A 13,358-nucleotide genomic window follows, 5' to 3' on the forward strand; every position below is an offset into this window, starting at 1 on the left:
GGAGAGCGGTCGCATTGACATGGTTATCTATCGTTTACGGCTATTGGATTCTGCTTAGCCTGTACGGATTTGCGCTTATGGGGATGGATAAGCGCCGGGCGCAAAGAAGAGCAAGGCGCATTCCGGAACGCCGGTTGTTTTTTGTAGCGGCTGTCGGCGGTGCGGTGGGCACATGGTACGGCATGAAGCTATGGCGCCATAAGACGAAGCATCAATCTTTTACAGTCGGAATACCTTATTTGGTTGCAGTCCATATCATTATGCTTCTGCTCATTACCGGCTTCTGGGTGAGGGGAGCCGCTGCATAACCGGGCGTTAATCATTCATTCAAGCTGGGCTCATTGCGGGCTCGGCTATTTATAGTTAGGAGGGAAAGAAGCATGTCAGAGAAAACGGTTCAGCAATGGGAACAAGAGAGGCTTGACAGCGCTCTGCAAGACATAGAGGAACAGATTCGCAGCATCGGACCCCGCTATACGGGAGACGACTTCACAGAGCAAATGCTCGACCTGCAGCGAGAGGAGCGTAAGCGGCGCCTGGAGATTGCGAGGAAAGAACCGTATTTCGGCCGATTGGACTTTCAGGAGCTGTCCCAGGACGGCCGTAAGCCAGCGGAGCCGAATCATGCACAAGCGTATTATATCGGCAAAGCAGGCGTAGCCAGAAACGGGGGCAATGAGCTGCTGGTCATCGATTGGCGCGCTCCTGCAGCCAGCATGTTCTATTCCTTCACAGGCGGCGACGATGCGGCCGCTTACGAATCGCCTGACGGCGAGGTGACGGGTTACGTACACTTGAAGCGTAACTTTATGATTCGCGGCGGTGAAATTCTCCGCTTGGTGGACAGCTATGTCCGGGGGCAGGAGGAAGGCGCGGTAACGGATGAATTCCTGCTATACCGGCTTGGCGAGAACAAGGACAATAAGCTGCGGGATATCGTCTCCACCATTCAAGGCGAGCAGGACAGCATTATTCGGGCGGAGCGCGGCAAAGCGCTGTTTATCCAGGGGGTTGCGGGCAGCGGTAAAACGACTGTCGCGCTGCATCGGCTCGCCTTCCTGCTTTACCAATATGAGGGCAGGATCCGGGCGGAACGCATGATGATCTTTGCTCCGAACCGAATGTTCCTTGATTATATTTCCGGCGTTCTGCCGGAGCTTGGCGTCGGCGATATCGGACAGACGACGTTCAGCGATTGGGCCGTGGAATTGCTTGAACATGACATTAAGCTGGCTGATCCGTCTGAGACGATGGCGTACTGGTTTGAGGAGCATCGGACAAGCGAGGAGCTAGAGCAGGCTTCCGGCCGCTGGAAGGGAAGCCTCGCGTTCAAGGAAGCCATTGATAAGCGGCTGGTTGAGCTGCAAGCCAGTATTGTGCCAACTAGCGAATTCAGCCCGCTGGAGGGCTTCCTGCTGACACCGGAGACGATGCGGGAGTGGTACGACACGGATTATGGCGAAGAGACGATTATGGTCAAGCGAGACCGTCTTGCCAGCCGAATCAAGCGCTGGCTGGAGTCGGAGCTGAAGCACCGCGGCGTGGCCGACAAGAAGAAACGGTCGACGGCCCTTGCCAAGGTGAACGCCTATGTGAAGCGGATTCCGTCCTTCACTGCTGTCCAGCTCTATGCCTCGTTGTTCAAAGGTAAAAACGCGCTGCCTCATGTGCCGAAGCCTATCGCAAAGGCAACGGCAGAGCGGCTTGGGGCTGGTGTGGCTGCAGCTGAGGATCTGGCGCCGCTTGCTTACATCCAGCTCAGGCTGTATGGGCTCAAGGTGCCGCAATTCGATCATATCGTCATCGACGAGGCACAGGATTATTCGCCGTTCCAGCTCGAGGCGCTGCGGCTTTGTCAGCGGTCGACTTCTATGACAATCCTTGGCGATCTTCAGCAAGGTATCCATGGATATGCGGGCATTTCAAACTGGAATGCGCTGATGGAATTGTTCCCCGAGGAGGATACCGGATTTTTCGAGCTCAACCGAAGCTACCGCTCCACAATGGAGATTATCGATTTCGCCAATATTATTCTGAGCGGCATGACTGGCAGCGTAAAACCTGCTGTACCCGTCTTTCGGAGCGGCGATTCTGTCGAGACGCAAGCCGTATCGGATCAGGAGTGGCTGCCGAAGCTGTATGCTACGGTTTTGGATTGGCGTGACAAAGGGGATTACGATACCATATCCGTCATTGGCAGAACGGCGCGAGAGTGCGGGGAGATCCACCGTTATTTGACGGATCAAGGTCTAGAGGCTTCGCTTGTTCAGAGCAAGCAGCCTACCTACGGCGGCGGCCTGACGGTCGTACCTGTCTATCTGTCCAAAGGCTTGGAGTTCGATGCCGTGCTAATTGCGGATGCAGGCAGCGCCAATTACGACGAGATGGATGCGAAGCTGCTGTATGTCGGCTGTACGAGAGCTCTGCACAAGCTAAAGCTGCTTTATCGCGGGGATAAGTCTTCGCTCATTGCCGACGAACAACCTCGTACTTAATCGGTAAATGATACTTGGATTCCCGTATCCATCATGCAGTCAGGTACGCGTGTGCCCGTTGCGATTTCATTCGTGAACGGGCATGCTGACCTGTTAGTGCCGATCGAAATTCATTGCTGTCCTACAATAGAAGTACTGCCTTAGCCGAAAGCCGAAAAGATTCTTTTCGGCGTTTTTGCAATGAAACCATGCCAAAAGCCGACTGTTGCTTGCTCATTCGCGCGTCCCTTTCCGTTTCAGTATAATAAAGGAAATATGTTGAGATTGTCAGCCGAGAGTGAGAGATTCCTAGAGAATGGTAGTTCAACAGAAACGATCGATTGCTAGCAGCACTTATTTTTTGGTGATCTTGCTCGCCGTTGTGTTATTGGTCGCGGCATCTGCAATGAAGGGCAGTTTGGAGGAGTCTTCGCCAGTTTCGGCTGAAGGCGTATTGCAGTTGGAGAATTGGAGCATGCAGAAGGACGGGAGAGTGTCACTTGCGGGAGAATGGTCTTTCTATTGGGACAAGCTCTTGACAAGCGGGGATCTTCATTCGCACGAAGTCCTCAGCGCCGGAACCAACGTACACGTGCCGCAAGCATGGAATCATTACAATCTGGGCGGGCTTAGGCCACATCACAAGGGATATGCGACATTTCGGCTAAGAGTAGAGTTGCAGACTTCCTCCGATGTGCTGGCGTTAAAAATACCGGTACTGTCTACCGCTTATAAAGTGATGGCGAACGGAAAAACGATTGCAGCAGGCGGCCATGTCTCTGCTCGGGAAGAGAGCTCTGTCGCGGCCTATCTGCCCCAAACGGTCTACTTCAAGCCGCAATCGACTTCACTCGATCTGATCGTCCAGATCTCCAATTATACAGAACGGGACGGGGGCATGGTGGAAGCGCTCGAACTCGGCAGCGCGGACCAGATGCGGATGCTCAGAGACCAAGAGCTGGCGGGGACAATGTTTTTTCTCGGCTCCGCCATCATTATTTCCCTGTATTATTTCTATACATGGATCGTGTACGGCTTCGTGCCGGCCGCTTTATATTATAGTATTCTGTGTATGCTGGCCGCGATCAGAATGCTCGTCATCGATCATATGTTTATCTTGCAGCTAGCTCCCGGCTTGTCCGTGGACTGGCTGACCTTTCTGGATGCTCTCTCGCTATACGGGGGCATTGCGATTACGATCCTCTTTGTTCATCAGCTGTTCCCGAATGAATTCAATCGGTCTGTCATGAAGGTGCTGGCATGGGCGGGTATCTTGTTCAATCTGTCTTTGTTCGCAGTGCCGCTGCATCTGTATCCGGCGATTCGGGTAGCGTTTTACATATATGTATCCGTGGCAGGCGGTCATTTGCTATATATGCTTATGCATGCCATCAGAAGCGGCAGGGAAGGATCGATTGCCCGGCTTGCGGGATTGGTGCTGAGCGTGCTGGCGCTCGTCCATGACTATATGCTTAGCCGGAATGCAGCCATGCTGTTCAATAAGCCAATCTTGTATTATGTCATCTTTTTGTTGATATTCCTTGAGACGACCGACTTCTCCAGGCGGTTTCTGGAGCCGCGCTTGCCAGCGCGAATCCGGTCCCCGGACAGCGCTTATCTTGCGAGGGAGGTTCCTGAAGAAACAGAGGACAGATCGGACAGCGCGGCAATGGAGCATGCAGTATCGAGAACCGAACAGGGTAGCGATACGACGCTTCACATCCTCGTGGTCGACGAAGACTGCTGCTCGCTGCGGATGATTCATGATACGCTGACGGACGACCGCTACAAGATCGCATCGGTGATGAACGGAGCGGAAGCGCTGGCGCATATCGACCAAGCTCGCAAGCTGGATGTGGTGCTGCTGAACGGCTCGGTTCTGGGGATGTCCGGCATCGAGCTGGTACGCCGAATTCGAGCCCGCTACAGTCATGCGGAGCTTCCGATCATCATGATGAGCTTTAAAGAAGGCGTGACGGATATGCATGAGGGCTTTCAGGCAGGGGTCAATGATTTTTTGCTCAAACCGTTCCAGGCCCATGAACTTCATGCACGGATCGATTTGTTCCTGGAGATGAAGCAGCTTGCAGAGTCGGCCGCAACATCCGAAATTGCGATGCTGCAGGCAGAGATCAAGCCTCATTTTTTGTACAATACGTTGAACACGGCGCTTACGCTCACGCTGGAGGAGCCGCAGAAGGCGCATGATCTGCTGCTGAGGCTCAGTTATTACTTGCGGAACAGCTTTCAAATGAAGGATACAAGCAAGTTCATCGGCCTCAGCGAAGAAATCGAGCTGGTGAAATCTTATTTGTACATCGAAAAGGCCAGGTTCGGTCATCGATTGGATATTGAATACGATATTGACGATTCATTGGATATTACCGTGCCTCCATTAATTATTCAGCCAATTATGGAAAATGCGGTTAAGCACGGTGTGACTCAAAAACAGGAAGGGGGAAAAGTTAAGCTGACGGCCAGAGCCGATCGTGGTTATCTGATGATTATCGTCGAAGATAACGGAGCGGGCATGGCGCTGGAACGGGCAGAAACGTTGCTGCGATCGGATGCGAGACTAAGCGGAATGGCCTTGATGAATATACATCAAAGGCTGCTGCTCATCTATGGGCAAGGCTTGAACATATGGAGCGAGCCAGGGAAAGGGACAAGAGTCGAGATTCGTATCCCGGAGCAGGAAACGGACTAGTCGTGACACAAAGCTGTGCAGGTTCCCTTTTCAGTTTGCTTTCAGTCAAGCGCCTTATAATGAAAATAGTGCTGTCGAACTATGACGAATAGCGTCAAAATAGGCGGTAGAGCGCATGCATTACGTTTAAAGGGGTAATCAGATGCAGCAATATGGAGCAAGATTATCGGATCACGTCCCGAAAATAGCGGTTGGCACAGAAGATGAGAAGAGCTATAAAATTGCAAAATTCATGCTTTTGCTGGCTGGCCTTGTCGTAGACCAACTTAGATTCAATCGCTCAATCGGGGGCGGCGGCCCGGTCATAATGCCGCCGTTCGGCAAAACGTTGACGGATGAGCTTGGCGAGTGTATTCTCCACTTAATTCACGAGGCTAGCGTACAAGGTGTGGAGCTGCCGCTGGTCGTTACTATGCTGAAGTCCGGCAAGAGACAGCCGATATCTGTCAGAGACGCCTATGAGCCGGGATATTATTGGGTAGACATCAGCGATATAGCATCCGCAAAGCCGCTTATGTACTCCATCTTTGTGAAAACTTATGTCCATTCGGGCGAAGCAAGCAGTCTCGGGACGGACCTGACGCGATAATAACGACAGCCCGCATAAAGGGCCGGGGAGGTATGTAAAGCGCAAAATCGCATTGTGGGAGCATTCCGGGATGCTCGTCACGTCTATTAGATCGTAATTCGGATTGGATGCGGCAGGGGGTTGTTGAGGTGAAGAAATGAAGATCAGGGTAGGAATTGTAGATGACGAGGCTCCGGCTTTAAAGCGCATTTGCAAAGTGCTCTCCGATTACGACAAGGTCTCCATCGAGGGCATACATACCGATCCGGCGTTGCTTCTTATGGAAGCGGAAGCCGGGAAGTTCGATCTGGTGCTGCTGGATATGGAGATGGCCGTCATGCATGGATTGGAGCTTGGCCGGCGAATATATGCCATTCGGCCAAAGGTGCAGATCGTATACATCACCGCCTTTCAGCAATACGCCCATCAAGCCTTCGATGTTGAAGCGCTCGATTATATTATGAAGCCGGTCACCAAAGAAAGCATCGGAAGAGCTTTGAACCGGTTTGTAGCCCGTCAGTCGCTTGCCATGCCAAGCAGAACGATGAAAGCGGTCATTAAATGTTTCGGCTGGTTCAGAGTCGAGACGGAGCATGGCGTTCTTGTCAAATTTCGCAATTCAAAATCGAGAGAATTGCTGGCGCTTCTTTTTATTAACCGGGGTTCCCCGGTCAGCAAAAGCAAAATTATTGAAGCATTATGGTCCGGCAAAGATGTCGAACGAGCGCAGGTCAATCTTCACTCCACCGTCTATCAGCTTCGCAAGGATTTGGAACAGCATGGATTATTAGACATCGTAGAGCAAGATAAAGGTGAAGGCGGCAGCTACCGACTTAAAGCTCCGCCTCTTCGTGATGAATGGACCCAGTTTGCCGATTTATGCGGAACTTATCGAACGGATCAAAATATACGGTTTGCGCGGGAAGCCGTGCAGCTATATCATGAGGGATTTCTGAAGGAGCATGACTGGGAATGGGCAGCCGCAGCGAAGCTGAAGGCTGAATCTGATTTTCATGCCATGCTGGAAGCTGTTATCCATTATGAGCTGAGCGGCGGGCATTATGCCGACGCGCTGCCGTATCTGTATCAGATGGTTGCCTCTAATCCGTATCACGAAGAATATCAGGCCCGAATTATTGCAGCGCATCTGCTGGAGCATGATCCTCTGGCTGCTGAAGCGCATTATGATAAAATATCCCGCTTATTCCAAGAAGATTTAGGCGATCCTCCTTCCTTTACACTTCGGCAAGTAGCCGTTAACCCGGAAAAATATATGCATACATAACGTGAAGACCTGGCTGCTGGCCGGGTCTTTTTGCGTATGCGCGAATATATCCGAGCGAGGGTTGGCAGATCCGTGTTGCTTTGGGGAGTCAAAGATTATGCAATATCTCTCGTTTTATTCGGCCGCCGGGAATTTCAGCTTACTTTCAGTCTGCATCTTTATAATGAAGTCTGAAATGTCGAATTATGGCGAAGGTTTCAAAAAATAACTTGGAAAAGAGACATGGTTATGGATTCGCGATACACCATTCACCAAACGAAGCTGCCGAACAACGAGCTGATTCAATGCTACTGCGAAGCGGTAAGATACGGCTGCGACCCGTACTTTATCCGCATATTGGCGGATACGATTACAGACCGCGGGCTGGCAATTCCCGAATTGTCACCCGAACGCCAATATTAGGCAGCCGCATGTAAGACAGGACCCGTTCCTCATAATCGAGTATCCTCTACGCGTTCGGATGTGCTAATCTATAACAATGACACCAGCAATCGTGGAGGAATGATAGACGTGGATTTTCGTATGCATTATTTATCTTTTTTCGTTATTCATACCGATGGCGAGACATCGGCCGCTTCGTCGGGCAGGCGGTTCAAGCATTATCAGACGCTGGATGGCGATGATTATGAGCAGAGCGAGCTTAAACATTTTTTGGATGATGAGTTTGTGCGGATTGTAAAGCGGAAGGTAGAACGCAATCCGAATACGGCGAACGCGCCAACGAAGATTGGCCGCTTTATGGTCGAGCCGGGCTATGAGCTTGGCAGCAATCAGAACTATAATTTGTTCCAGCGTCTGAGAGACGCAGATTCGAAGGACCGTTTCCTCGGCATCGCCGACGAGCTGGTCCGCATCTATATGGATACGAGCGCAGTGCGCGGCGGCGCATTCATCATTGCGCTGTCCACGCTTAATACGTATTTTAATGAGCCGTTCCTCTTTTTGCTGAAATGCGATTTTGAGCCGAAGATTGCCCGTATCTCGGATGAGCGCAGCCTTATCGCGCAAGTGGATATGGCGATCAGCGCACGCAGCATCAAGTCGATTCAATATCCTCATATGCATGAAGAAGGTTCGCTTGATCATTGGGAGCTGAAAATTCATCAGGCATCTCATGCCAGATACTTTGAGGATTTTCTGAAATATGTCTCCTACGAGAAGCCGCTGCCGGAAGTGATCGGCGAGCAGGTCGTAGAGATGGTGCATCAATACATTGCCGACAAATGGCAGGAAGAGACGGGCTCGGAACGCAGCGAAGAAGAGAATGCGGTAGAGGTATGGGCTGCGAGCGAGAAGCGGGACTTGCAGGAATGGTGGTCGCAGGAGCAGGTAGAGCATGCATCAGCAGCGCTCGTCGAGCAAAAGCCGGATTTGCCGTTCACCTTTAAGTTAGGCGGAGTTACGGTCAAAGGACTGCTGTCGGACTTCGGCGACAGCATTCACTTCGCGAAGCATAACGGCAAATATGTTGTCGTTATTGAAGGCGACGGATTCCAGTTCGAGAGGGGCATGTCCCCTGTCGAGCTGCTGCAGCCGCGCGATCTGTCGGAGGTGCTGCCAATCATCGGGACCAGCCGTCCGGCGGATGAGGACGAGGCTGACCCTGCAAGCGGCGGCTACCGAAGCGGAGACGGGGAAGACGATTCCCCGCCTTGGTAAGGAAGTCTGTATAGCTCGCATTGTCATGGAGTATGAGGGTATCTAATACGGGCAAGGCTGTATAAGTGGAGAAGCCGTGAAGGCTTCTTCACGTATCTATGCCACCTGAAAGGAGACGCTCCATGGCTATTAATCTTATTCTTTTTGCCCTGCTGCTTGTGTTCACGGCATTTTTTGTTGCGACGGAATTTGCGATTATACGGTTGAGAGCAAGCCGCGTGCAGCAGATGGTAGACGAGGGCATCAAAAACGCCAAGGCGGTTCAGCAAGTGACCACGCATCTGGATGGATACTTGTCCGCTTGCCAGCTAGGCATCACCATTACAGCACTCGGTCTGGGCTGGTTAGGCGAGCCGACGATAGAGAAGCTCGTTCATCCTTTGTTCGATTGGGCGGGCATTCAAGGACAGCTTGCAACCGTCCTCTCCTTTGTAATTGCCTTTATGCTTGTGACCTACTTGCATGTGGTGCTTGGAGAGCTTGCGCCGAAGACGGTCGCTATTATAAGATCAGAGAAGGTGAGCCAATTCACGACTCCCTATATCATTCTGTTCTATAAAGCGATGTACCCGTTCATCTGGCTGCTGAACGGCTCCGCGAACAAGCTGGTGCGGCTGATGGGCTTTCATCCGGCCAGCGAGCATGATGCCCATTCCGAGGAAGAGATCCGGATGATACTGTCAGACAGCTATGAGAGCGGGAAGATCAACAAAAACGAATACGGCTATGTGAACCGTATCTTCGATTTTGACGAGAGACTCGCACGTGAAATTATGGTACCCCGTACCGACATGATATGTTTGTATATCGAGAACAGCAAAGAAGAAAACATCGACATTATCAAGAAGGAGCAGTATACGAGATTCCCCGTCGCCAAAGGGGACAAGGACAATATTATCGGTATTCTCAACACTAAAAATCTATTCTTGCACGACTTTAACAACAGCGACGCATCGGAGTTGAAAAAAATGATTCAGCCTCCGCTTTCCGTGCCGGACGCGATACCGATCAATCAGCTGCTTCGCATGATGCAGCTGGAGCGGGTCCATCTGGCCATTCTTCTCGATGAATATGGCGGGACCTCCGGATTGATTACGATTGAAGATATGATCGAGGAGATCGTGGGAGAAATCCGTGATGAATTCGACGAGGATGAGGAGCTGGAGATTGAGAGACTGGGACAAGAGCATTATCTGGTAGACGGAAAAGCGCTCCTCAGCGAAGTGAATGAAGCGGTGGGTCTGCAGCTTCAGAGTGACGAAGCGGATACGATCGGCGGCTGGCTCTATATGCAGCAGCCCGATCTGCCTGAAGGCGAAAGATGGAGCTACGACAATGCGATCTTCGTCATGAAGGAACGGGACGAGCACCGCATCCGGAAGATTGAAATTTATACCGATTCGTCCGAAAGTGAAATGAGCCAGTATGGACATGCATAAGCTTTAAGAGAAGCCGGACTGCCGTGGTAAATGATTGGGGAGAGTGAGCAAGATGGAAGATATTATTAAGGCGATTATTATGGGCGTTGTGGAAGGCCTGACGGAATTCCTGCCCGTATCGTCGACGGGACACTTGATTCTGACAGGGGAGCTGCTGAACTTCACAGGGGATCGCGCCAAGACGTTCGAGGTTGTTATTCAGCTTGGCGCCGTACTGGCGGTTCTAGTCCTGTACAGACAAAGGTTCGTGAAGCTGCTAAATTTCAATTTAAAAAAAGGCAGCGGACTAAATGCGATGCATGTCGCATTAGCGATGCTGCCGGCATCCGTGCTGGCTGTCGTGCTGCATGGCGTTATCAAAAAGTACTTATTCGGTCCGACAACAGTGCTCGTTGGTCTCGTATTAGGCGGTATCTTGATGATCGTCGCCGACAGGTCGAAGAGGAAGATCGTCGCAGAGGAACTCGACGATATTACGTACAAGCAAGCCTTCATTATTGGCTGCTTCCAGATTCTATCGCTATGGCCGGGCTTCTCCCGGTCCGGATCGACGATCTCCGGCGGTATGCTGGTCGGAACAAGCCAGAAGGCGGCGGCCGAGTTTACGTTCATCGTGTCCGTGCCGATTATGGCAGGCGCCAGCACGGTTGACTTGATTGGCAGCCGTGAGTTTCTGACGATGGCGGATCTGCCCCTGTTCCTGATCGGGCTAATCTCCGCTTTCGTAGTGGGGATGATCGCTGTCGTTACCTTCATCAACATGATGAAGAAGCTTCGTCTCAGTTACTTTGCGTATTACCGCTTCGCGCTTGCGGCATTATTTTTCTTCATCATTCTTTAATTCGTCTCTGTACATGGCAGAAAGCCTGGATCTACGCTTGACGAGCGTGAATCCGGGCTTTCTGCCGTTCAAGGACTAGGATTCGTCAGCCGGGCTTGCTGCTGTCTTGATTCGCCCGGTTCTGGGCGACAGACTGCTCATGTTGCAGAAGCCATTCCTTGCGCCACAAGCCGCCGGCATAGCCCGTTAGCGTGCCATTCGAGCCGATGATGCGATGGCAAGGGATGACGATGCTCAGCTTATTCCTGCCGTTCGCACTGCCGACAGCGCGGACCGCCTTCTCATTGCCAATCGCTTGGGCCAAGCTTTGATAGGTGCCGGTCTGGGCGAACGGAACGCTCTTCAGCGCATTCCATACTTGTGATTGAAAGGCAGTTCCTTCGCAGCTGTAAGGAAAAGTGAAGGCAGACCGATCGCCATTGAAATATTCGTTCAATTCCCTCGCGCATTGCTGCAGCGCATCCGGCGTATCGGATAGACAGGGATAGGCGGGTGTTTCCCGTTCGACAAATAGGATCGAAACAATCGCATGATGGGTTCCAATAATCTCCAGCACCCCGATAGGGGTGGCGATATCCAGCTTGTACATTGTCATTGCGTTATATCCTCCTGTAACGGCTTTACCATCTTGCGGTATTCGGAAGGCGAACTGCCTTTGACCTGCCGGAACGCCTTGTAGAAGCTGGAAGGGCTATAAAATCCGGTCTCATAGCAAATATCGAGATTGGACATCTCGGTATGCAAAAGCAGATGCGCAGCTCGATCAATCCGAATCTGTTCCAGAAACACACGCGGCGTTACGGCTGTCTCTTGTTTGAATAATCTCTCCAAATGAAAGGCGCTCAGTCCGACATGATCGGCGATATCCCGCAGCTCCAGCTTTTGCTTGTGTTGTTGAATCAGGAACGCCTTCACCTGGCGGACAACGCCGACATTCGGGGAATGCTGGCTCTCCGGCCGACATCTCTTGCAGGCGCGGTAGCCAGCCTTCTCCGCCTCGTTCATATGAAGGTAAAATTCGACGTTTACCTTTTTTGGTTTGCGGGATCGGCAAGAAGGGCGGCAGTAGATTCTGGTTGTTTTCACGGCGGTATAAAATAAACCGTCATAGTTGCTGTCGCATGCTATTATGCGCGACCACATTTCTTCGAAGGATAACGGGGCCATGTCTTGTCCTCCTGTTTCCGTTGATGACTAGCCATTAATTTTTCTTAGTATCTCGCATCAATACGATACCATCTTATCAGGGCAAAGGGGAGTGTTTCGTCCTCATTCTTGCTCTTATGGTCCCGGCAGAGAAATGCAACAAAAGGCATCCGCAGCTCCCACGGGGGAGCATGCGGATGCCTTTATGATCTGCGGGCTAGTCTCGCAGCAGCTTGCGGTCAACGACAAATGGACCAAACGGCAATACGGAAGCGGCGCAAGCGGCCGCAAACTTCCAGAATGACCAGCGATGCTTTAAGGTAACGTGAATGACGGCCAAGATATAAAGAACAAATAAAAGGCCGTGCAAGCTGCCGACAATTGCGACCATTCCAGGGGAGTCGGCCCAATATTTGAGCGGCATGGCGATGAAAAGCAGGATCAAGAAGGACAGCCCTTCCAATATTCCAATTACTCGTAGTCTACCGATTGCGGTTTTTAACATGTCGTACCTCCGGTTCGTCATCTCATGGGCTTGGTTCCCGGCGTGGCGCGAGACCGTCCCATAGCAATTGTACGATTAAGGAGGAGGTTTGTTCCACAGTTTGCAAATCGTTCACAATCTCCTTGCGGTTGCGGACAGTCATCATCGCGGTGAATACGTGAGAGAGGAGCATCGGGTCATTGTTCTCAATCTCGCCTTCGGTCATTGCGCGTTGGAATACGCCTGAGAGCAGCCTGTGAAGCGCTTGTTCGCCATCGCGAATGCGGGCGACTTGCTCATCGGTAAGTCCCGGAGATGCTTCTCTCATCATTGACTCGAAATCGATATGGGCATTGCGCATATGGCGGCTTGCGACCTCCAGCAGACGTTCCTTCAGTGTGCCGGGACCGTTCACGATGATTGCGGTCTGGTCATGGGCGATCTTCAGTACGAAGAGAAGGCATTCTGTGAAGAGAACGGCTTTGTTGCTGAAATAATAATAAACGCTGGCTTTCGTAACGCCGCAGGCTTGCGCTACGCTCTCGAGCGATACGTTCTCGAATCCCTGTTCCATGAACAGCTGTGAAGCTGTACGCAAGATTTGTCCCATCGTTGGCGGGGTGCTGGTCGCTTTTGGACGGCCTGGTTTGCGCTTGGGCGGTGTGGGTTGCAAATGCGTATCCTCCATTCAAAAAAAATACAAAACGATAGGTTGATTAATTAACCTTCGGGTATATATAATTAATTCAGTACGT

The 13,358-nt window shown here is 51.6% G+C and carries 13 protein-coding genes; 9 read left to right on the top strand and 4 right to left on the bottom strand.

Annotated features, from left to right (window positions below; translation table 11 throughout):
- Positions 1-14 precede the first annotated feature (14 nt).
- The 9 genes from D3P07_RS16960 to D3P07_RS17000 all read left to right on the top strand — a co-directional run bounded on the left by D3P07_RS16960 (position 15) and on the right by D3P07_RS17000 (position 10,973).
- Entirely contained in the window at positions 15-308 is a 294-nt protein-coding gene (locus D3P07_RS16960; protein WP_259391552.1) for a DUF1294 domain-containing protein, read from the top strand.
- Between the two features lie 72 nt (positions 309-380).
- On the top strand, positions 381-2,495 hold the full coding sequence (locus D3P07_RS16965) for a HelD family protein (protein WP_119801434.1): 2,115 nt from the start codon (positions 381-383) through the stop codon (positions 2,493-2,495).
- A gap of 295 nt (positions 2,496-2,790) precedes the next feature.
- Entirely contained in the window at positions 2,791-5,181 is a 2,391-nt protein-coding gene (locus D3P07_RS16970) for a histidine kinase (protein ID WP_119801435.1), read from the top strand.
- A gap of 142 nt (positions 5,182-5,323) precedes the next feature.
- Positions 5,324-5,770 (top strand): hypothetical protein, encoded by a 447-nt coding sequence (locus tag D3P07_RS16975; RefSeq protein WP_119801436.1) that lies wholly within the window; start codon positions 5,324-5,326, stop codon positions 5,768-5,770.
- A 136-nt stretch (positions 5,771-5,906) separates the two neighbouring features.
- The gene (locus tag D3P07_RS16980) at positions 5,907-7,034 is read left to right on the top strand and encodes a response regulator (RefSeq protein WP_119801437.1); all 1,128 of its coding nucleotides are present in this window, start codon (positions 5,907-5,909) and stop codon (positions 7,032-7,034) included.
- Between the two features lie 228 nt (positions 7,035-7,262).
- Complete coding sequence (sda, locus tag D3P07_RS16985) at positions 7,263-7,436, top strand: sporulation histidine kinase inhibitor Sda (protein ID WP_182914367.1); 174 nt, start codon at positions 7,263-7,265, stop codon at positions 7,434-7,436.
- A 108-nt stretch (positions 7,437-7,544) separates the two neighbouring features.
- On the top strand, positions 7,545-8,693 hold the full coding sequence (locus D3P07_RS16990) for a DUF3900 domain-containing protein (protein WP_119801439.1): 1,149 nt from the start codon (positions 7,545-7,547) through the stop codon (positions 8,691-8,693).
- Positions 8,694-8,815: 122 nt separating this feature from the next.
- Positions 8,816-10,132, top strand: a complete 1,317-nt coding sequence (locus D3P07_RS16995; protein WP_119801440.1) for a hemolysin family protein — start codon at positions 8,816-8,818, stop codon at positions 10,130-10,132.
- A 52-nt stretch (positions 10,133-10,184) separates the two neighbouring features.
- Positions 10,185-10,973, top strand: coding sequence for an undecaprenyl-diphosphate phosphatase (locus D3P07_RS17000; protein WP_119801441.1), 789 nt, complete (start codon positions 10,185-10,187; stop codon positions 10,971-10,973).
- Between the two features lie 85 nt (positions 10,974-11,058).
- Here the strand turns inward: D3P07_RS17000 and D3P07_RS17005 are convergent, their stop codons facing one another.
- The 4 genes from D3P07_RS17005 to D3P07_RS17020 form a co-directional block, all read right to left on the bottom strand.
- Entirely contained in the window at positions 11,059-11,568 is a 510-nt protein-coding gene (locus D3P07_RS17005; RefSeq protein ID WP_119801442.1) for a methylated-DNA--[protein]-cysteine S-methyltransferase, read from the bottom strand.
- Complete coding sequence (locus D3P07_RS17010) at positions 11,565-12,140, bottom strand: bifunctional transcriptional activator/DNA repair enzyme AdaA (protein WP_259391553.1); 576 nt, start codon at positions 12,138-12,140, stop codon at positions 11,565-11,567. The genes D3P07_RS17005 and D3P07_RS17010 overlap by 4 nt, the downstream gene beginning before the upstream one ends.
- A 196-nt stretch (positions 12,141-12,336) precedes the next feature.
- On the bottom strand, positions 12,337-12,624 hold the full coding sequence (locus D3P07_RS17015) for a DUF3817 domain-containing protein (RefSeq protein WP_119801443.1): 288 nt from the start codon (positions 12,622-12,624) through the stop codon (positions 12,337-12,339).
- A 22-nt stretch (positions 12,625-12,646) separates the two neighbouring features.
- Positions 12,647-13,276, bottom strand: coding sequence for a TetR/AcrR family transcriptional regulator (locus D3P07_RS17020; RefSeq protein ID WP_182914368.1), 630 nt, complete (start codon positions 13,274-13,276; stop codon positions 12,647-12,649).
- Between the last annotated feature and the right edge of the window lie 82 nt (positions 13,277-13,358).

It is taken from the genome of Paenibacillus sp. 1011MAR3C5 (genome assembly GCF_003591485.1).
Taxonomy (GTDB): Bacteria; Bacillota; Bacilli; order Paenibacillales; family Paenibacillaceae; genus Pristimantibacillus.